We start from the raw sequence: 19962 nt of genomic DNA, 5'->3' as shown, positions 1-19962 counted from the left end.
GGACCCGATAACCGTGAGCACCAAGGACCTCAGCCAGAGCGCGTACGACCACCTGTGGATGCACTTCACCCGCATGTCGTCGTACGAGAACGCGCCCGTCCCCACGATCGTGCGGGGCGAGGGCACCTACATCTTCGACGACAAGGGCAAGCGCTACCTCGACGGTCTGGCCGGTCTCTTCGTGGTCCAGGCCGGGCACGGCCGCGTCGAACTCGCCGAGGCCGCCTTCAAGCAGGCGCAGGAGCTGGCGTTCTTCCCGGTGTGGTCGTACGCCCACCCGAAGGCCGTGGAGCTGGCCGAGCGGCTCGCGCAGCACGCGCCGGGCGACCTGAACAAGGTCTTCTTCACCACCGGCGGCGGCGAGGCGGTCGAGACCGCCTGGAAGCTCGCCAAGCAGTACTTCAAGCTCAAGGGCCAGCCGACCAAGTACAAGGTCATCTCCCGCGCGGTCGCCTACCACGGCACCCCGCAGGGCGCCCTGTCCATCACCGGCCTGCCGGCCCTCAAGGCCCCCTTCGAGCCGCTCGTGCCGGGCGCGCACAAGGTGCCGAACACCAACATCTACCGCGCCCCGCTCTTCGGCGACGACCCGGAGGCCTTCGGCCGCTGGGCCGCCGACCAGATCGAGCAGCAGATCCTGTTCGAGGGCCCGGAGACGGTCGCGGCCGTCTTCCTGGAGCCGGTGCAGAACGCGGGCGGCTGCTTCCCGCCGCCCCCCGGCTACTTCCAGCGGGTGCGCGAGATCTGCGACCAGTACGACGTGCTGCTCGTCTCGGACGAGGTCATCTGCGCCTTCGGCCGCCTGGGCACGATGTTCGCCTGCGACAAGTTCGACTACGTACCGGACATGATCACCTGTGCCAAGGGCATGACCTCGGGCTACTCCCCGATCGGCGCCTGCATCATCTCCGACAAGCTCGCCGAGCCGTTCTACAAGGGCGACAACACCTTCCTGCACGGCTACACCTTCGGCGGCCACCCGGTCTCCGCGGCGGTCGCCCTCGCCAACCTCGACCTGTTCGAGCGCGAGAGCCTCAACCAGCACGTGCTGGACAACGAGTCGGCGTTCCGCTCCACGCTGGAGAAGCTGCACGACCTGCCGATCGTCGGCGACGTCCGCGGCAACGGCTTCTTCTACGGCATCGAGCTGGTGAAGGACAAGAACACCAAGGAGTCCTTCAACGACGAGGAGACCGAGCGCGTCCTGTACGGCTTCCTCTCCAAGGCGCTCTACGACAACGGCCTGTACTGCCGGGCCGACGACCGCGGCGACCCGGTCGTCCAGCTCGCCCCGCCGCTCATCTCCGACCAGGGGACCTTCGACGAGATCGAGCAGATCCTGCGCGCCACCCTCACGGAGGCGTGGACCAAGCTCTGATCCACCCCGTACCCCTGGCTGTTTCCGATCTTCCTTCTGGATGATCAACTCCGGCCCCGGTGCCGTCCGTTCGAGTGAGAAACGGCGGCCCGGGGCCGCGTGCTGTCCGGCCCGGCTCCGGGGAGTACCTAGCGTGCCCAGTGACCGATCGGCCCAGCCTTCGTTCCCCCGCACGAGGGACAAGGCACGGGAAACACAGGAACCACCGATCCGAACTGAGGTGTACGCGCATGGAGGCCCCGCCGGACAACGAAGTGCTCTGGGCACGCTCCCTGCACTTCACCCACGACGACGGCTCCCCCGCGCTGTGCGGTGTCTCGCTCGGCGTCCGGGAGGGCGAGATCCTCGCCGTCGGCGGCCCGCGCGGCAGCGGCAAGACGTCCTTGCTGCGCTGTCTGTCCGGACTGGCCCGGCCCCGGCAGGGCGAGGTCTGGTTCAACAGCGTCCCCGTGCACACCATGGGCCCGATCGCCCGTGAACGGCTGCGCCGCGACCGGTTCGGCTGGATCGACACCGCCCCCGTCCTCGTACCGGAACTGAACGTCTGGGAGAACGCCGCCCTGCCGCTGATGCTGCGCGGCACCAGCCGGCGCCGGGCCAGGACCGCGGCCCTGGAGTGGCTGGAGCGGCTCGACATCGGCGAGTGCGCGCGCCGGCACCCGTACGAGCTGAAGCAGGCGGAGCGGCAGCGGGTCTGCATCGCCCGTGCGCTCGCCCCCGCGCCGTCGGTGCTCTTCGCCGACGAGCCGACGGCCCCGCTGCACCGCGCCGACCGCGCCCATGTGCTGCGTACGCTCACCACCGCCGCCCGCTCCCACGGCATCACCGTGCTGCTGGCCACGCACGACGCCGAGACCGCGGCGCTCGCCGACCGCACGGTGTCGCTGCTCGACGGACGCCGGGTGACCACGGTCCACCTGCCGCCCGTGGCCGAGTCGGAGGGCCGGGCCGAGTGCTCGCTCTCCGTCTGACCCGCGGCGGCCGGCCCGCCGTACAACTGCGCCGACTGCTGGTGGCCGCGGCGGCCGGCGGGACGGGCTTCCTGCTGCTGTGCACGCTGGGCCACGCGATGAGCCATCCGCACGCGCCGGGCGGTTCCGCGCTGCGGCTGGCCTGGTGTCTGGTGCCGGCGGCCGCGACCGTGCAGTTCGCGGTCGCCGTCGCACGGACCGACCCCGGTACCCGGCCGCGGCCCGGCCTCTCCGCGATCGGCCTCGGGCCGGCCCGGCTGATGGCGATCTCGGCGACCACCACGGCCCTGTCGACCGTGCTCGGTTCGATGCTGGCGCTGCTGTTCTTCCTGCATCTGCGCGGCGATCTGACGGGGATGCCGTTCGACGGGGCCGCCGAGGACGTGCTCGCCGCCGGTCTGCCCCTCCCCCTCCCGGCGGCCCTGACGCTCCTCGCCCTGGTCCCGGCGGCGGCTTCGCTCGCCACGGCCCTGGTCCTGCGGCCGCGGGAACCGGGCGGTGGCCGGACCCGGCAGGGGTTCCGCGCCGGGCCCGGCTGGTGGCGGGGCCCCGCGGCGGGTGCGCCACGTCAGCGGACGGCCACGGTGGGCCGCGGCGGGCACCCGGGTCCGGAGAACGACGGTCCCCGCGCCGGGCACGCCCGCGACACGGACCGGCACGGTCGTGCCGTCACGGACGGGACCGGAGCCGGTGACCGGGGCGGGCGCCGCGGACGGGACACCGACGGTCGCCACGGACGTACGGACGCCACCGCCCCGCAGGGGCCCGACGCCGCCACCGGTGACGGTCCGCGTGAACGGCGGCGCGCCCGGACCGTGCACGCCTCGCGCAAGGCGCCGGGCAGCCGGGTCACCGCCGAGGTGACCGCGGGCACGCACCGGGAACCGGACGGCGTGGCGCCCACACCGCCGGAGGGCGACATGGTGGCGGCGGAGCACGGAGCCCTGCTCCCGGCGTCGCGCACGGCCCCCACAGGGCTGCCGTGGGGCATCTCCGTGCTCGCCGTCGGGCTCGCCGTCGAGGTGTACGCGACCCGGGCCTCGAAGGACTCCCCGTCGGCCATGCTGCCCGGCGGTCTCGCGGCCGGTCCGGTCAGTGTGCTCGTCGGCTGGACGCTGACCGCGCTGGGGCTCGCGCTCGCCGGGCCCGGCCTCACCCACCTGTGCGGGCGTCTGCTCCAGGCCGTGCGGCCCGGCGCTCTGCGGATGCTCGCGGGCCGGGTCCTGATGGCGGAAGCCGGCCGGATCGGACGGCCGCTCGGCGTGGTCTGCGCGGTGGCGTCGGCCGCGTACGCGACGACCGCGCTGCACACCGCGAACGGTTCCGCCCAGCAGCTCTTCGGGCCGCTCACCACCCTGGGCTCGGCCCTGGTGGCCGGGTGCACCCTCGCCACGCTGCTCACGGCCGCCGTCGAGGCACGGCACGCCCGCGCCGACACCACGGCCGCCCTGCTGCGGCTCGGCGCCCCGGCCACCCTGCTGCGCAGTGCCGCGGCGCTCCGCGCGGGCGCGCTGCTCGCCCTGTTCGTACCGCTCACCCTGGTGGTGGCCGAGCTGGCGGCCCAGCCACTGACGGGCTGAGCGGGCGGGCACGGCGGCAGGCTCGGTGGCGGGCTCGACGCCGGGCTTGGTGGCGGGCTCGACGCCGGGCTTGGTGGCGGGCTCGACGGCCGTCGAAGATCTTCGAAAAAAGATCGGCCGTCGGCGATGAGTTCCGATCGGGGGCCCGGTCTACCCCACCGAACGGCACATCACCGAATGGGAGAGACCGCACATGTACCAGCAGATGATCTTCGTGAACCTGCCCGTGTCCGACCTCGACGCCTCGAAGAAGTTCTTCACCGAGCTCGGCTACAGCCTCAACCCGCAGTTCAGCGACGAGAACGCCGCCTCCGTGGTGATCAGCGACACCATCGTGGCGATGCTGCTCGTCAAGCCGTTCTACTCGACCTTCACCAAGAAGGAGATCGTGGACGCGACGACGAGCAGCGAGGTGCTGATCGCGCTGAGCGCCGAGAGCCGCGAGAAGGTCGACGAGCTGGTCGACAAGGCGATCGCCGCGGGTGGTACGCCGTCCGGCGAGCCCCAGGACCACGGCTTCATGTACGGACGGAACTTCGACGACCTCGACGGCCACACCTGGGAGGTCATCTGGATGGACCCGGCGGCCGTGGAAGGCTGACCGTGACGGGCGCCGGGGATGCCTAGCATGGGCGGGTGCAGCCGACTCCAGAGCAGACACCCGCCCACCTGGCAGCCCCCGCCGCGGCCGACGCCGCCGCCCTTCACGGGGCGTCCCACACCGCTTCGCACGACCGCGAGATCGAGTCCCTCGCCGAGTTCGACGAGATCGTCGCGGCGCACGGGAGCCTCGCCCACTTCCGTGTCCAGGCCGTCGACCTGACGGACCGTACGGAGGCGCTGATGTCCCTGGACTCCACCGGCGCCGTCTTCCTGGGCTGCCGTATGGACCCCGGCGCCGCCTCCTGCATCGCGGCCACCGGTGCCCTGGTCTTCCCGCCCATACCCCACCTCCCCTTCGACCCGTACCGCGGTTTCGTCTACACCCCGGACGAGCTGTTCGAGGGCCTGGGCGAGGGGTACGAGTCGACGCCGGACGCGCGGTCCTACGCGTGGTTCCAGGAGACCAGGTCCGACGGCGACGTCTTCGCCTCGATGCTGCGCTCCGTGCACGACGACGCCATCTCGGACGCCCTCGACGAACTGCTCGTCGGCGCGCGGGTGGTGGGCGTCATGGGCGGTCACGCGATGGCCCGCGGCACGGAGGCGTACGCCGGTGCCGCGCACCTGGGCCGTGAGCTGGCCCGCGCCGGCCTGACCGTCGCGACCGGCGGCGGCCCCGGCGCCATGGAGGCCGCCAACCTCGGCGCGTACGCCGCCCCGCACGAGGACGGGATGCTCGACGAGGCACTCCAACTCCTCGCGAAGACGCCGAAGTTCGTGCCGTCGATCGCCGACTGGGCACGGGCCGCGTTCGAGGTGCGGGAGCGCTGGCCGGACGGCGGCCCCTCGGTCGGCATCCCGACCTGGTTCTACGGCCACGAGCCGCCCAACGCCTTCGCCGCGCACATCGCCAAGTACTTCGCCAACGCCACCCGCGAGGACGGCCTGCTGGCCCGCTGCACGGCCGGTGTGATCTTCCTGCCGGGCGCCGCCGGGACCGTACAGGAGATCTTCGACAACGCGACGCCGAACTACTACGAGTCGCGGGGTGAGCCCACGCCCATGGTGCTCGTGAACCGTGCGCACTGGACGGAGAAGCTGCCCACGTGGCCGCTGCTCCAGGCGCTCGCCGGCGAGCGGTCGATGGCGGCGCGGATCGCGCTGGTGGACTCGGTGGCCGAAGCGGCGGGCGCTTTGGGCGACTTGCGTCCGGCGCCCTGACGTCACCGCGAATTCCGCCCGCGTCCGGCGGGAGTTGAGAGATGTCGTGGCCGGACTCTTACCAAACGCTTGACTGAGTAAAGACATCGGAAAGTGGACGGACCAAGCGGACAGAGTCATTGACGATGCTTACGGGACGCTTATAAAGCTATGAGCCTCATGAGGGTGCCGTCTTCACACCGGCTCCTTCAACCCCCCGCATTTACGCACCCCGTAAAGGACAAAAGTGTCCATATCCCGCCGCAACGCACGTCGTTCCGTGCGTGCCCTCGGTGTCGCCGCCGCTGCCTCCGCGCTCGCGCTCGGCGTCGCCGGCAACGCGCTCGCGTGCAACATCAGCGAGTTCTCCGCCGCAGCCATCTGCGACGGCACCAAGGGTGTCATCACCGTCACGGACAAGGACCCCTCGGGCGTTCCCGCGACGGTCACCGTGTACCTCGAGAACAACGGCGCCGACGAGAAGCTCGTCGGCAGCCAGGACGTGAAGGGCACCCGTGAAGGTGTGACCATCACCTTCACCGAGGACTGGAAGCCCAACGCGGAGTACCGCATCCACGTCAAGGCCGGCAACCAGGTCGACGAGGACATCAAGCCCAACCTGACCACCCCGTCCACCGCCTGCGCGACGGAGGACACCCCGAGCCCGACGCCGACCCCGTCGGAGTCGACGCCGGAGGAGTCCACCCCGCCGGCCGAGTCGGAGTCGCCGGAGCCGACGCCGTCGACGCCGGACGAGAGCAGCAGTGCGCCCGCGGAGACGGTGAGCAACGCGCCGTCGCCGGCCGTGGGTGAGTCCAACCTCGCCGAGACCGGCGCCAACTCCAACACCGGGATGATCGCCGGTATCGCCGCGGCGCTGGTCGTCGTCGGTGGCGGCGCGGTCTTCTTCGGCTTCCGCCGCCGGGGCGCCAACAGCGGCAGCTGACGTCTGACGGTTCCACAGCGCGGCCCGTCCCCGGGTTTCCGGGGGCGGGCCGTCCGCTGTCGGCCGCGGGCCCGTCGTGGCCGCTCGCGCAGTTCCCCGCGCCCCTGAAAGACATCGTTCGGCCGCGGGCCCGTCGTGGCCGCTCGCGCAGTTCCCCGCGCCCCCAGAAAGCCCCCCCCCCCCGCCGCCGCACCCGCGTAGCCGCGGGCAAACGTGCCGCAGGGCGGCACGGGTGGGCGCGGCGGCACCGCGCAGGGGCCGGGCTGCGCAACGCCCCGCCTCCAGCTGCCACCCCGGTCGCCGCACCCTCCGGCGTCAGCCGAAAGTGGCCCGTTCCAGCCAGAACTCCAGCAGCTCCCGCTCCCCGAGCACCTCCACCCCGGCCCCGTCCAGCGGCAACCGCCGATAGAACGCCAGCAGCACATCCGTAAGCGCCCCGCGCAAAGCCACCGTCGCCTTCTCATGCCCCCGCCGCCACACCACCCCACCCGCACCAAGCTCGATCACCCACTCCGCCTCCACATCCGTGGCATGCAGATGGATGGTCCGCCCGTCCCCCCGCAACTCGTTCGCCGCATCGTGCGGCATCACCCGCTGCACGTACTGCACGATCTGGAGCCACTCGTCGATCGCGTCGGCGGCCACCTCCGGCGCCACGGAGTACGGCAACCCGGCCGCCAGCGTCGCGTCCGCCCGGTGCACGGTCAGCTCGTGTGTCATCCGCCGCGCCCAGAACCCGGACGTGGGGATCCCGGCCCAGCTCCACACAGCGGTCTCGGCCCCCGCCTCCCGCAGACTCGCGACCACCCGCTCCCCGGTCTCCGCGAGCCACCCGTCCAGCGCCGCCGCGTCCCCCTGGGCGACGGGCCCCGTCACCTCGGGCACCCGGTCGAGCGGAAGCTCCTCCTGCGCCCGTGTGCGCACCATCTCGTCGACCCAGCGCAGCGCCCCGCCGGTGTGCCGCACGAGGTACTCCAGGGACCAGTCGGGACACGTCGGCACCCTGCCGGACAGATCGGCGCCGGACGTCACCACGGCCCGCAACTGCCCCACCTGGTGGGCGATTTCATCGCAGTAGCGCTCATGTGCGAGGAGAGTCATGCCCCGCAGGCTACGGCGGCCGGTTCAGCCGAGCACCACGATTTCCGCCGTGTCGAAGGCGACCCCGACCACGTCCCCCACCTCGGGCGCGTCCCGCAGCGCGCACGCCGCCTCCAGCCGGGGCGCGTCCTCGGGCTGGAGGTGCACGGCGACATGGGTGCCCTTGAAGGTGCGCGCGGTCACCATGCAGCGCAGCCCCTCGTCGGCGGCGACGAGCCGTACCCCGGCGGGCCGTACGAGGACGTCCCAGGTGCCCTGGGGTGCGCCCACGGGCACCGGCAGCTTGCCCCACGCGGTGTCGGCGGCCTGTCCGCTCACCGTGGCCCGCACGACGTTGTCGAAGCCGAGGAAGCGCGCCACGAACGCGTCGACGGGCCGCTGCCACACGTCGAGCGGGGTGCCGGACTGCGCGATCCGGCCGTCCCGCATCACCACGACCCGGTCGGCCAGCGCGAACGCCTCGCCCTGGTCGTGTGTCACCGCCAGCACGGTCGTCCCCAACCGCCCGAACAGCTCCCGCAGTTCGACCACCAGCCGTTCCCGCAGGGACCGGTCGAGCTGCCCGAGCGGCTCGTCCAGCATCAGCAGCCGGGGGCTCGGCGCGAGCGCGCGGGCCAGCGCGACCCGCTGCTGCTCGCCCCCGGAGAGCGAGCCGACCGCCCGGCGCGCGGCGCCCGGCAGACCGACCAGCTCCAGCAACTCCCGTACCCGCGCCTGCTGTTCGTCGCGCGAGGCGCCGCGCATCCGCGGCCCGAAGGCGACGTTGCCGCCCACGTCCCGCTGCGGGAAGAGCTGGTGGTCCTGGAACATCAGCCCGATCTCCCGCCGGTGCGCGGGCACCCCCGACTGGTCCCGGCCGTCGAGCCGCACCCGCCCGGCGTCCAGTGCCTGGAGTCCCGCGACCGACCGCAGCAGCGTCGACTTGCCGCTGCCGCTCGGCCCGAGCACACACACGATCTCGTGCTCGGCGACATCGAGGTCGACGGCGTCCAGCACGTTCCGCCCGCCGAGGCGGACCGTCGCGCCCTCAAGGGTCAGCAGCATCGCTAGAACTCCCCGGTCCGGTCGGTCCGCAGCCGTTCGAGGACCAGCAGCGCCACCGCGCACACCACCATCAGAATCGTCGAAAGGGCCATCGCCTGGCCGTAGTTGAGCTCGCCGGGCCGCCCGATCAGCTTGGCCACGGCGACCGGCAGCGTCGGGTTGTCGGGCCGCGCGATGAACACGGTCGCGCCGAACTCGCCCAGCGACACCGCGAACGCGAACCCGGCCGCCACCAGCAACGCCCGCCGTACCAGCGGCAGATCGACCTCCCGCCACACCCGCCACGGCGACGCGCCGAGCACGGCCGCGGCCTCCCGCAGCCGCGCGTCCACCGCCCGCAGCACCGGCAGCATGGTCCGTACGACGAACGGGACCCCCACCAGCGCCTGCGCGAGCGGCACCAGGATCCAGGTGGAGCGCAGATCCAGCGGCGGCTCGTCCAGCGCGATCAGGAAGCCGAAGCCGACGGTCACCGCGGAGACCCCGAGCGGCAGCATCAGCAGCGCGTCGAACCCGCGCACGAAGGGTCCCGCGTCCCGCCGGGTGAGCGCCGCCGCGGCGAGCCCGCCGACCAGTACGGCGATGGCGGTGGCGACAACGGCGTAGGCGAGCGAGTTGCCGACCGCGTCGATCGGCGGGACGAGGAACACCCCGGAGTCGTCCGAGGCCAGCGCCCGGTAGTAGCCGAAGTCGGGGGCGTCGAGGGACCGCCGTACCAGCACGGCGAGGGGCAGCAGCAGGAGTACGGCGATGACGGCCAGGACGCCGGCCAGCAGTCCCCACTGTCCGGCCCCGCGCGGGCGCCGGGCCGTGGTCGCCGGGTCGACCAGCCGCAGCGCGCTCTCCCGCCGCCGTACCGTCCAGGCGTGCACGGCGAGGATCGCGCCCACGGCCGCGAACTGCACCAGGGTGAGGACGGCCGCCGTGGACAGGTCGAAGATCTCGGACGTCTGCCGGTAGATCTCCACCTCCAGGGTGGAGAAGGTGGGCCCGCCGAGGATCTGCACCACACCGAACGAGGTGAAGGTGAACAGGAAGACCATCAGCGCGGCGGCGGCCACGGCCGGTCCGAGCGCCGGGAGTGTGACCTTCCGCCAGGCCCGCAGCGAGGACGCGCCCAGCATGCGTGCCGCCTCCTCCTGCCGCGGGTCGAGCTGGGACCAGAGGCCGCCCACGGTCCGTACGACGACCGCGTAGTTGAAGAAGACGTGCGCGAGCAGGATCGCCCACACGGTGGTGTCGAGGCGTACGCCCCACAGCTCGTCGAGGAGTCCGCCGCGGCCGACCAGTGCCAGGAACGCCGTACCGACGACGACCGTCGGCAGCACGAACGGCACGGTCACGACCGCGCGCAGCACCTGCTTGCCGGGGAAGTCGAGGCGGGCGAAGACGTAGGCGCCGGGCAGGGCGATCAGCAGGGTCAGCGCGGTCGAGGCCAGCGCCTGCCAGGTGGTGAACCACAGCACGTGCCGGATGTCCGACTGCCCGAGCACGTCCCACAGCCGTCCGAACCGCCAGCCGCCGTCGACGTGCAGGCCCCGGCCGAGGATCGCGGCGACCGGGTAGGCGAAGAAGACGCCGAAGAACGCGACGGGCAGGGCCATCAGCCCGAGCCGCGCCGCGCCCCCGCGGCGCCTGCCTACTTCAGTACGAGCGACGTCCACGACTTGACCCAGTCGTCACGGTGGTCGGCGATCTTCGCCGGGTCCATGGTCTCGGGATCCTTCGCCTGGGGGCCGTACTTGGCGAAGACCTCCGGGACCTGGGCGGCCTCGCGCACCGGGTAGACGAACATGTTCAGCGGCATGTCGTCCTGGAACTCCTTGGTGAGCAGGAAGTCAAGGAGCGCCTTGCCGCCCTCGGTGTTCCTCGCGTTGCTCAGCAGTCCCGCGTACTCGACCTGGCGGAAGCAGGTGCCGTCGGCGACGCCGGTGGGGGCGGTCGTGGGCTGCGGATCGGCGTAGACGACCTCGACGGGCGGCGAGGAGGCGTACGACACCACCAGCGGCCGGTCGCCCTTGGCCTTCTTGCCGCCGGCGGACCCGGAGAACTCCTCGTTGTAGGCCTGCTCCCAGCTGTCGACGACCTTCACGCCGTTGGCCGTGAGCTTCTTCCAGTAGTCCTGCCAGCCGTCGTCGCCGTACCTGGCGGCGGTTCCGAGCAGAAAGCCCAGGCCGGGCGAGGAGGTGGAGGCGTTCTCGGTGACGAGCAGGTTCTTGTACGCGGGCTTGGTGAGGTCGTCGAACGTCTTCGGCGGCTCCAGCCTGTGCTCGCTGAAGTAGGCCTTGTCGTAGTTGACGCAGATGTCGCCGGTGTCGACGGGCGTGACCCGGTGCTTGCTCTCGTCGGCCCGGTACTCGGGCAGCACCAGGTCGGAGCCCTTGGCCTCGTACGGCTGGAAGAGCCCGTTGTCGAGGGCGCGGGAGAGGAGGGTGTTGTCGACGCCGAAGAAGACGTCGCCCTGCGGGTTGTCCTTGGTGAGGATCGCCTTGTTGACGGCCTGGCCGGCGTCGCCGTCCTCCAGGACCTTGACCCGGTAGCCGGACTTCTTCTCGAAGTCGGCGAGGACGCTCTTGGAGACGGCCCAGGAGTTGTGGCTGACGAGCGTGACGGTTTTGGAATCCCCGCCGCTGCCGGAGTCGGAGCCGGATCCGCACGCGGACAGCGTGAGGAGGCCCAGGCCGGCGGCCAGGGCAAGGCAGTGCTTGGTGCTTCTCATGAAGGAAACCGAACTTCCTACCCAGAATGACCTGGGCGAGGTTCAGAGGGTCTGCGGCCCGCCTGTCCTGCGGCGGCCGCACTCTCAGCGCTGTGGCGCTCCCCTGTCGGAAAATGGGATATGAAGTTGTCCTGATGACGCTGTACCGACGTCGGTCAGACTACCGCTCGGTGGCCGCGAGCTGACCGCACGCCCCGTCGATCTCCTGACCTCGGGTGTCCCGGACGGTGACCGGCACGCCGTGGGCGGCGATGGCCTCGACGAACGCCTTCTCGTCCTCGGGCCGGGACGCGGTCCACTTGGAGCCCGGCGTCGGGTTCAGCGGGATGAGGTTGACGTGCACGGGCCGGCCCTTGAGCATCCGCCCGAGCCGGTCGGCGCGCCATGCCTGGTCGTTGATGTCCCGGATCAGCGCGTACTCGATGGACAGCCGCCGCCCGGACCGGTCGGCGTACGCGAACCCGGCGTCCAGCACCTCGCGCACCTTCCACCGGGTGTTGACCGGTACGAGGGTGTCGCGCAGCTCGTCGTCGGGGGCGTGCAGCGAGATCGCGAGGCGGCACTTGAAGCCCTCGTCGGAGAACCGGTTGATCGCCGGGACGAGACCCACGGTCGAGACGGTGATCCCGCGCTGCGAGAGCCCGCCGCCGTCGGGTGCGGGGTCGGTCAGGGCGCGGATGGCGCCAACGACCCGCTTGTAGTTGGCGAGGGGCTCGCCCATGCCCATGAACACGATGTTCGACAGCCGCGCGGGCCCGCCGGGCACCTCGCCGTCCCTGAGCGCCCGCATCCCGTCGACGATCTGGTGGACGATCTCGGCGGTCGACAGGTTCCGGTCGAGCCCGGCCTGTCCGGTGGCGCAGAACGGGCAGTTCATCCCGCACCCGGCCTGCGAGCTGATGCACATGGTGACCCGGTCCGGGTACCGCATCAGCACCGACTCGACGAGCGTCCCGTCGAACAGCCGCCACAGCGTCTTGCGCGTGGCACCCTCGTCCGTCGACAGATGCCGTACGACGGTCATCAGGTCCGGCAGCAGCGCCTCCCGCAGCCGCTCACGCGAGCCGGCCGGGATGTCGGTCCACTGCTCCGGGTCGTGCGCGTACCGCGCGAAGTAGTGCTGCGAGAGCTGCTTGGCACGGAACGGCTTCTCCCCGACCTCGGCCACGGCGTCCTTGCGCTCGGCTGGCGTGAGATCAGCAAGATGCCGCGGCGGCTTCTTGACTCCGCGGGGGGCGACGAATGTGAGTTCTCCGGGCTTAGGCATAGCCGTACCAGTGTCGCAGATCGGATCAGGTGATCTGAGCCCCGAGCTGTGCGCAGTGGCCGTCTCCGGTCGTCGCCGGCTCTCTTCCGACGGCCCGCAGACGGACCCGCACGGACGTGCCGCCGGCCTCGATCACACACTCGCACCCAAAGGCACCGCATTCCGTCGAGCCAAGAAAGGACCAAAACGGTGACACCATTCAAGATCCGCTGACACCGTCTCAGCCCATGATGTCACTCGCCGTGAACTTATCCGCGAAATTCACACCGGACATATGTGCGAACGGGCCGGGGGACTGGAATCCCATCGGGTCCGCGGAAGCACTCAGCGCCTTCTGCGGTATCTTCGCCGGCTTCGTTTTCTCCGGCGTTGTCATGGTCATTGGCCAGAAGAACGCGGCAGGCAAAGACGCCGACGCTTCGCGCGGTCTCCGTCTGCTGCTGCCCAGCTTCTTCGCGCTGGCCCTCGCCGCCTACCTGTACGCGCTGACGGCGGGCGAGCTGGTCTGCAAAAGAGCATCTATCGAGCAACTGTTCGCCGGCGCGATTCTGGGTGCTGCCGCACCGGTGGTCATCACCGCACTGGCATGGCTGCTCCTGGCGTACGACCGAAATAGCGACGGAGAGGTGCGCTTCTTTCGCGGACTTATTCTCGTGGCAGCGATTTTCGCCACGGCGATGCTCGCTGTGTCATCCGTCGGATTTCACAACACATGGACCGAGCGTTCCGCAGCCTGGTGGGCGGATTGGATGATCTGGGGAACACTCGCAGGTCTCGTTGTCGCCTTGTGGTATTTCTGGCGCAAGCGGGTTTCTCCGACGCCCTCGGGTTCCGTGCCGAGCTGGCCGAATCGACACGTCACGGTCTGTGCGTGGTTCACGTTGATGATCAGCGCGATCCTCGCGGCGCTCAGCGCGACCTTCGTGGGCATCCCCCACGACCAGCTGGAGCTGCCTCTCGGGCTGGTCTACACGATGAGCGAGGCAGCCCTTGTTCTGCCTGCTCTCATCCTGGTGAGCGCCATGTGGGCAGTACCAAGGGCCTGATGCCCCCTTCAACGAGAAGACGGCCGCCGTCCTCGCAGAGCCTCCGGCTCCCGTTCGGTCTCCTTGCTCGCGTGATCGTCGGCGGGTGAGACTGGCCACTCGGCTTCGGTGGGGAGTGCGTGTGAGGGTGGGGACGGGGGACGGCAGGGCCGGGTGGGGCGGGTGGAACCGGGTGGGTGGGGCGGTGCTGGTCGGGCTGGCCGTGGTCGCCGCCTTCGCCGGGTTCTCCGTCTTCACGACCTGGCTGCCCGGCGACGCCGCCCGGTACCGGGACTACTCGGCGGCCGGGAAGTGTCCCGCCGGCAGTGAGGCGTCGGCGGTGGAGGACTGTCTGCGGGACGTCACCCTCACCGTGGAGAGCGTGACGAACAAGCGGAAGAACCGGGCGGCGGTCCTGACCGGACCCGGGCCCTACACGCGGATGGAGTCGTCCTTCGGTGACCCGGGGCCGGTGCTGAGCGGGCTGGAGAAGGGCGAGCGGGTCACCGGGACCGTCTGGGACGGGGACGTGATGGTGATCGCGCAGGGGAACCTGCGGCAGAGCACAGCCGAGGAACCCCGCGACGAACTCCAGATGGTGGCCGCGATCGGCACGTTCCTGTGGCTGCTGGCGGCCCTCGGGCTGCTCTTCGGCGGCGTGCGGGTGGCACGGCCCACGCACCCCGGGCACTTCACCTGGCGGCCGTACGGCAAGGTGCTGCTCATCGTCGCGGGCGTCAGCTGCGGTGTGGTGGGCCTCGGTTCCGTGTGGACGGGGGTCCCCTGGCCGGTCGTACCGTCGGTGTGCGGGGTGGTCGTCGTGGGCACGGCGTGGTTCCTGTACCGCGACCTGCGGGACGGACGGGCCGGCGCGGGGCCCCGGACGCAGCCACCCCTCCCGCTCCCGTGACCGCCGCGTTGTGACGCGGCCGTGCACGGGTCGGAAGGGGTGGATCCGCACCGGATACGCGGAGGTTCAGCCCGAGCCGACGAAGACCACCATCAGCAGCCAGACCACGGGTGCCGTCGGCAGCAGGGAGTCCAGGCGGTCCATGATGCCGCCGTGACCCGGCAGCAGCGTGCCCATGTCCTTGATGCCGAGGTCCCGCTTGATCATCGACTCGCCCAGGTCGCCCAGCGTGGCACTGGCGGCGACCGCGAGGCCCAGGAGCAGGCCCTGCCACCAGGTGCCGTCGTCGATCAGGAACTCCATGCACAGCGCGCCGGCCGCCATCGCGAAGGTGACCGCGCCGAGCAGTCCCTCGCGGGTCTTGCCGGGGCTGATCCGGGGCGCCAGCTTGTGCCGGCCGAAACGCCAGCCGATGGCGTACGCGCCGGTGTCGCTGACCACCGTCAGCATCAGGAAGGTGATCACGCGCTGCGGACCGTCGTCGGCGGTGAGCATCATCGCGACGAACGTGGCCAGGAACGGCACGTAGAAGGCCGCGAAGACCCCGGCGGTGACGTCCTTGAGATAGCCCTCCGGCGGTTCGGTCATCCGCCAGACCAGGACCGCGAGCGCGGTCAGCGCCATGGCGACCCAGGCACCCTCGGCACCCCGCACGTACCCGGCGACGACCATCCCAGCGCCACCGACCGCGAGCGGTACCAGCGGCGCCTTGATGCCCTTGCGTTCGTCGAGCCGCCGGGTCAGTTCCCACAGTCCGACGACCACGGCGACCGCGACCACACCGACGAAGACGGCCTTGACGACGAACAGCGAGGCGACGATCACCGCGCCGAGCCCGACGCCGACCCCTATGGCCGCACCCAGGTCCCGGCCCGCGCTCTTCTTCTGCGGTGCGGGCGCCGGTTGCGGGGCGTGGTGCATGGGCTCCGGATTCTGCGGCACCGCCGCACGGGGCGCCGACGGGGTCTCGTCGCGGAACGTATCGTCACGGAACGTCTCGTCGCGGAACAGAGGGCCGCCCGGCCGAGCGGTCCTCCGGTCCTCATCCTGGTCTCCGCCGAATGCGGGCAGGTCGGGCACGATGGGCATGGGGCGAGTCTGCTGCGCTTGGTGCGCATCGTACGCGGGACCCGCCGGGGCAGCCCCCTGGACAGGTCCATGCTCGGTGGGCCCCCAGTACCCGGTATGCCCGGCTTGTGGCGGCGCCCCCCAGGAAGAGTCGTTCATCAGACCTCTAGCAGCTCCGCTTCCTTGTGCTTGAGGAGCTCGTCCACCTGGGCGACGTACTTCGCGGTGGTGTCGTCGAGTTCCTTCTCCGCACGACGGCCCTCGTCCTCGCCGACCTCGCCGTCCTTGATCAGCTTGTCGATGGCGTCCTTGGCCTTGCGCCGGACCGAGCGGATGGACACCTTGGCGTCCTCGCCCTTGGCCTTGGCGACCTTGATGTAGTCGCGCCGGCGCTCCTCGGTCAGCTCGGGGAACACCACCCGGATGATATTGCCGTCGTTGCTGGGGTTGACCCCCAGGTCGGAGTCGCGGATCGCCTGCTCGATGTTGCGCATGGCGGTCTTGTCGAACGGGGTGACGACCGCCATCCGCGGCTCCGGCACGGAGAACGAAGCCAGCTGGTTGATCGGCGTCGGCGCGCCGTAGTAGTCGGCCACGATCTTGTTGAACATCGCCGGGTGCGCACGGCCGGTGCGGATCGCGGCGAAGTCCTCCTTGGCGACCACGACGGCCTTCTCCATCTTCTCCTCGGCTTCGAGGAGGGTCTCTTCGATCACCACTTGCTCCTGCGTGTCTTTGAGTGGCCCGGCTGCATATGCGATGCATATGAACGGCCGGCTGCGTCGCGTCTTCTTCCTGCACGGTTCCCGACCGGCAGGACATTGTCCATCCCCCGGCCTAGACCCGGCTGTCCTGGTCACCCACCAGCGTGCCGATCTTCTCACCCTTGACGGCACGCGCGATATTGCCCTCCGTCACAAGCTCGAAGACGAGGATCGGAAGCTTGTTGTCGCGGCACAGCGTGACGGCCGTGGCGTCGGCGACCTTGAGATCGCGGGTGATGACCTCGCCGTAGCCGAGGGAGTCGAACTTGACGGCGTCCGGGTTCGTCTTCGGGTCGGAGTCGTAGACCCCGTCCACACCGTTCTTGCCCATCAGCAGCGCCTCGGCGTCGATCTCCAGGGCGCGCTGCGCGGCGGTGGTGTCGGTGGAGAAGTACGGCATGCCCATACCGGCGCCGAAGATGACGACGCGGCCCTTCTCCAGGTGGCGCACGGCCCGCAGCGGGATGTACGGCTCGGCGACCTGCCCCATGGTGATGGCGGTCTGCACCCGGGACTGGATGCCCTCCTTCTCCAGGAAGTCCTGGAGGGCGAGGCAGTTCATCACGGTGCCGAGCATGCCCATGTAGTCGGAGCGGGCGCGGTCCATGCCGCGCTGCTGGAGTTCGGCGCCGCGGAAGAAGTTGCCGCCGCCGATGACGACCGCGATCTGCGCGCCGCCGCGGACGACGGCCGCGATCTCACGGGCGATGGCGTGCACCACGTCCGGGTCCACGCCCAGGCCCCCGCCGCCGGAGAAGGCCTCTCCGGACAGCTTCAGCAGAAACCGGCCGCGTACTTTGCCGTCGTCGCTCTTCTGGGCCTTGGTGGTCATGGAGATCCCGCCTCTTTCACGTGTTGCACATACGAAGAAGGCCATTGCCGGTGGGGGGTGTGTATCCCATGCGCGGCAATGGCCTCCTCGTCAGATCTGCTGCCGTCCGCCACGCGCGCGTGCGGGACGCAGTGCGCGCGGGGCGCGGACGACTGCGTTCGACCCTAGCGGGGTTCCGCCGGGGCTCGCGCGTCGATCGCGGTACGGACTCAGATGCCGACCTTGATACGCGTGAAGCGCTTCAGGGTGACACCGGCCTCGTCCAGAACCTTCTGGACGGACTTCTTGTTGTCGAGCGCGTACGGCTGGCCCAGCAGCGTCGCGTCCTTGAAGAAGCCGTTGAGGCGACCCTCGACGATCTTGGCGATCGCGGCCTCGGGCTTGCCCTCGGCGCGGGTGGTCTCCTCGGCGATGCGGCGCTCGGCCTCGACGATGTCGGCCGGGATCTCATCCTTGGCCAGGTACTTCGGCGCGAAGGCGGCGATGTGCTGGGCGACGCCCTTGGCGATCTCGGCGTTCGGCTTGTCCAGCTCGACGAGGACACCGATCTGCGGCGGCAGGTCGGGCATCGTGCGGTGCATGTACGCGGCGACGTAGCCGTCGGCGTACTGCGCGAAGCGCTCCAGGACGATCTTCTCGCCGAGGTTGGCGTTGGCCTCGTCGACGTACGCCTGGACGGTCTTGCCGGCCTCGATCTCGGAGGCGAGCAGGGCCGCCAGGTCGGCGAAGGAGGTCTTGGCGACGTGCTCGGCGATCGTCTGGGCGACGGCCTGGAACTTCTCGCCCTTGGCGACGAAGTCCGTCTCGCACTTCAGCTCGACAAGGACACCGGAGGAGTTGTCGTCGGCGATGATCGAGACCACGGCGCCGTTCTCGGCGGAGCGGCCCTCGCGCTTGGCGACGCCCTTCTGGCCCTTGATACGGAGCGCCTCGACGGCCTGCTCGACGTTGCCGTCGGCCTCGTCCAGCGCCTTCTTGCAGTCCATCATGCCGGCGCCCGTGAGCTCACGGAGCTTCTTGACGTCGGCGGCGGTGTAGTTCGCCATGATCTGTAAATCTCTTCTCGGAGTTCGAAGTCTCGAAGTCGGCGGCGCGCTCGCGGCTTGTGCGAGAGACCGCCGAAGATCTACGGGCTACGAGGATCCCCGTGGGCGCGGATCCTCTCGCTGCGAAGACCGGCGGGCTCGAAGATCCGCGGGCTGCGGAGATCTGCGGTGCCCGCAGATCTACTGGCTGTGGGTGAACGGCGGGTGGCGCGTTCGGCGCCACCCGCCGTCACTTCCAGCTCTGCGGTCCGTCCCCGGAGGGCCGGGCCTGCGGCCCTGCGACCCGGAGGGTCAGGCCTGCTCGCCCTCGGCGGCGGGCGCCTCGGCGGCCGGGGTCTCCTCGGTGACGGCGGCCTCGGGGGCCGGAGCCTCCTCGGTGGCCGGAGCGTCGGCGGCGGGCGCCTCCGCGGCGGGGGCCTCCTCGGCAGCGGCGGCGTCGGCGGCCGGAGCGGCCTCGTCGGCCTTCTTCTCGCCCTCGAGCAGGTCGCGCTCCCACTCGGCCAGCGGCTCGCCGGCGGCCTTCTCGCCCTTGTCGCCGGTGGCGACACGGGAACGGGAGATGAGGCCCTCGGCGACCGCGTCCGCGATCACGCGGGTGAGCAGGGTGACGGAGCGGATCGCGTCGTCGTTGCCCGGGATCTTGTAGTCGACCTCGTCGGGGTCGCAGTTGGTGTCGAGGATCGCGACGACCGGGATGTTCAGCTTCCGGGCCTCACCAACCGCGATGTGCTCCTTCTTGGTGTCCACGATCCAGACGGCGCTGGGCACCTTCTGCATCTCGCGGATACCGCCGAGGGTCTTCTCCAGCTTGGCCTTCTCGCGGGAGAGGACGAGCAGCTCCTTCTTGGTGAGGCCGGACGCGGCCACATCCTCGAAGTCGATCTGCTCGAGCTCCTTGAGGCGCTGGAGGCGCTTGTAGACGGTCGAGAAGTTGGTGAGCATGCCGCCCAGCCAGCGCTGGTTGACGAAGGGCATGCCGACGCGGGTCGCCTGCTCGGCGATGGCCTCCTGCGCCTGCTTCTTCGTGCCGACGAACATGACCGTGCCGCCGTGGGCGACGGTCTCCTTGACGAACTCGTAGGCGCGGTCGATGTACGACAGCGACTGGAGCAGGTCGATGATGTAGATGCCGTTGCGCTCCGTGAAGATGAACCGCTTCATCTTCGGGTTCCAACGACGGGTCTGGTGACCGAAGTGGACGCCGCTTTCCAGCAGCTCCCGCATCGTGACGACGGCCATGGCCGTGTTCTCCTTGGTTCTCGGTTGCCGCGGATGCCGGACGGCTTCCGCGCCTGACGCCCGCATGCGCCGTGCCACTAAGGACCGAGGGGCGCTGACAGGGACCGTTTCCGGCCGCCGTGTCGGGGCGTGCGAAGTCGACCCGGTGACCCGGATCGCCATCAGAAGTGTACGGGACCCACGAGGCACCGGATGACGCCGTTGTCCACAACCCGTGAGTAGCCCACAGTTCCACGCCAAGATCGCCCCGGCTGCGGCACGGTGAGGCC

At 70.6% G+C, this 19962-nt stretch carries 18 protein-coding genes and 1 riboswitch; of the genes, 8 read left to right on the top strand and 10 right to left on the bottom strand.

The window, feature by feature from the left end:
• Positions 1 to 13: 13 nt before the first annotated feature.
• The 6 genes from ACIQAC_RS29385 (at position 14) to ACIQAC_RS29360 (ending at position 6678) form a co-directional block, all read left to right on the top strand.
• Positions 14 to 1378 (top strand): aspartate aminotransferase family protein, encoded by a 1365-nt coding sequence (locus ACIQAC_RS29385; protein WP_402196036.1) that lies wholly within the window; start codon positions 14 to 16, stop codon positions 1376 to 1378.
• A gap of 230 nt (positions 1379 to 1608) precedes the next feature.
• Complete coding sequence (locus tag ACIQAC_RS29380) at positions 1609 to 2349, top strand: ABC transporter ATP-binding protein (RefSeq protein WP_402196034.1); 741 nt, start codon at positions 1609 to 1611, stop codon at positions 2347 to 2349.
• The gene (locus ACIQAC_RS29375) at positions 2331 to 3929 is read left to right on the top strand and encodes a hypothetical protein (RefSeq protein WP_402196032.1); all 1599 of its coding nucleotides are present in this window, start codon (positions 2331 to 2333) and stop codon (positions 3927 to 3929) included. The genes ACIQAC_RS29380 and ACIQAC_RS29375 overlap by 19 nt, the downstream gene beginning before the upstream one ends.
• Positions 3930 to 4122: 193 nt before the next feature.
• A complete protein-coding gene (locus tag ACIQAC_RS29370; RefSeq protein ID WP_402196030.1) occupies positions 4123 to 4530 on the top strand; it encodes a VOC family protein in 408 nt (135 codons plus the stop codon).
• A 68-nt stretch (positions 4531 to 4598) separates the two neighbouring features.
• Positions 4599 to 5753, top strand: a complete 1155-nt coding sequence (locus ACIQAC_RS29365; RefSeq protein WP_402196235.1) for an LOG family protein — start codon at positions 4599 to 4601, stop codon at positions 5751 to 5753.
• A gap of 226 nt (positions 5754 to 5979) precedes the next feature.
• The gene (locus tag ACIQAC_RS29360; protein WP_402196028.1) at positions 5980 to 6678 is read left to right on the top strand and encodes an LAETG motif-containing sortase-dependent surface protein; all 699 of its coding nucleotides are present in this window, start codon (positions 5980 to 5982) and stop codon (positions 6676 to 6678) included.
• A gap of 315 nt (positions 6679 to 6993) precedes the next feature.
• Here ACIQAC_RS29360 and ACIQAC_RS29355 read toward each other — a convergent pair whose 3' ends face one another.
• The 5 genes from ACIQAC_RS29355 to rlmN all read right to left on the bottom strand — a co-directional run bounded on the left by ACIQAC_RS29355 (position 6994) and on the right by rlmN (position 12809).
• The gene (locus ACIQAC_RS29355; protein ID WP_402196025.1) at positions 6994 to 7779 is read right to left on the bottom strand and encodes a maleylpyruvate isomerase family mycothiol-dependent enzyme; all 786 of its coding nucleotides are present in this window, start codon (positions 7777 to 7779) and stop codon (positions 6994 to 6996) included.
• Positions 7780 to 7803: 24 nt separating this feature from the next.
• Positions 7804 to 8823, bottom strand: coding sequence for an ABC transporter ATP-binding protein (locus ACIQAC_RS29350; protein WP_402196023.1), 1020 nt, complete (start codon positions 8821 to 8823; stop codon positions 7804 to 7806).
• Between the two features lie 2 nt (positions 8824 to 8825).
• The gene (locus ACIQAC_RS29345; protein ID WP_402196020.1) at positions 8826 to 10427 is read right to left on the bottom strand and encodes an ABC transporter permease; all 1602 of its coding nucleotides are present in this window, start codon (positions 10425 to 10427) and stop codon (positions 8826 to 8828) included.
• Positions 10428 to 10462: 35 nt separating this feature from the next.
• Positions 10463 to 11542: a thiamine ABC transporter substrate binding subunit gene (locus ACIQAC_RS29340; RefSeq protein ID WP_402196018.1), complete on the bottom strand. Its 1080-nt coding sequence runs from the start codon at positions 11540 to 11542 to the stop codon at positions 10463 to 10465.
• A riboswitch (TPP riboswitch) is annotated at positions 11539 to 11657 on the bottom strand. It overlaps the preceding gene by 4 nt.
• A 45-nt stretch (positions 11658 to 11702) precedes the next feature.
• Positions 11703 to 12809: a 23S rRNA (adenine(2503)-C(2))-methyltransferase RlmN gene (rlmN, locus tag ACIQAC_RS29335; RefSeq protein WP_402196015.1), complete on the bottom strand. Its 1107-nt coding sequence runs from the start codon at positions 12807 to 12809 to the stop codon at positions 11703 to 11705.
• Between the two features lie 227 nt (positions 12810 to 13036).
• Between rlmN and ACIQAC_RS29330 the strand changes: the two genes are divergently transcribed.
• Together ACIQAC_RS29330 and ACIQAC_RS29325 are read left to right on the top strand one after the other, a co-directional pair.
• Entirely contained in the window at positions 13037 to 13855 is an 819-nt protein-coding gene (locus tag ACIQAC_RS29330; RefSeq protein WP_402196013.1) for a hypothetical protein, read from the top strand.
• A 121-nt stretch (positions 13856 to 13976) separates the two neighbouring features.
• The gene (locus ACIQAC_RS29325; protein ID WP_402196011.1) at positions 13977 to 14744 is read left to right on the top strand and encodes a hypothetical protein; all 768 of its coding nucleotides are present in this window, start codon (positions 13977 to 13979) and stop codon (positions 14742 to 14744) included.
• Positions 14745 to 14810: 66 nt separating this feature from the next.
• Here the strand turns inward: ACIQAC_RS29325 and ACIQAC_RS29320 are convergent, their stop codons facing one another.
• The 5 genes from ACIQAC_RS29320 to rpsB all read right to left on the bottom strand — a co-directional run bounded on the left by ACIQAC_RS29320 (position 14811) and on the right by rpsB (position 19693).
• Positions 14811 to 15971: a phosphatidate cytidylyltransferase gene (locus ACIQAC_RS29320; protein WP_402196009.1), complete on the bottom strand. Its 1161-nt coding sequence runs from the start codon at positions 15969 to 15971 to the stop codon at positions 14811 to 14813.
• Positions 15971 to 16528 carry a ribosome recycling factor gene (gene frr, locus ACIQAC_RS29315; RefSeq protein WP_402196007.1) on the bottom strand — a complete coding sequence of 186 codons (558 nt, stop codon included), beginning with the start codon at positions 16526 to 16528 and terminating at the stop codon, positions 15971 to 15973. The genes ACIQAC_RS29320 and frr overlap by 1 nt, the downstream gene beginning before the upstream one ends.
• Before the next feature lie 121 nt (positions 16529 to 16649).
• Complete coding sequence (gene pyrH, locus ACIQAC_RS29310) at positions 16650 to 17408, bottom strand: UMP kinase (RefSeq protein ID WP_402196005.1); 759 nt, start codon at positions 17406 to 17408, stop codon at positions 16650 to 16652.
• Positions 17409 to 17617: 209 nt separating this feature from the next.
• A complete protein-coding gene (gene tsf / locus ACIQAC_RS29305) occupies positions 17618 to 18454 on the bottom strand; it encodes a translation elongation factor Ts (protein WP_402196002.1) in 837 nt (278 codons plus the stop codon).
• Positions 18455 to 18745: 291 nt separating this feature from the next.
• The gene (gene rpsB / locus ACIQAC_RS29300) at positions 18746 to 19693 is read right to left on the bottom strand and encodes a 30S ribosomal protein S2 (RefSeq protein ID WP_402195999.1); all 948 of its coding nucleotides are present in this window, start codon (positions 19691 to 19693) and stop codon (positions 18746 to 18748) included.
• Between the last annotated feature and the right edge of the window lie 269 nt (positions 19694 to 19962).

This window comes from Streptomyces sp. NPDC088387 (genome assembly GCF_044753385.1).
Taxonomy (GTDB): Bacteria; Actinomycetota; Actinomycetes; order Streptomycetales; family Streptomycetaceae; genus Streptomyces.
This window is presented reverse-complemented; position numbering and strand designations above follow the sequence as displayed.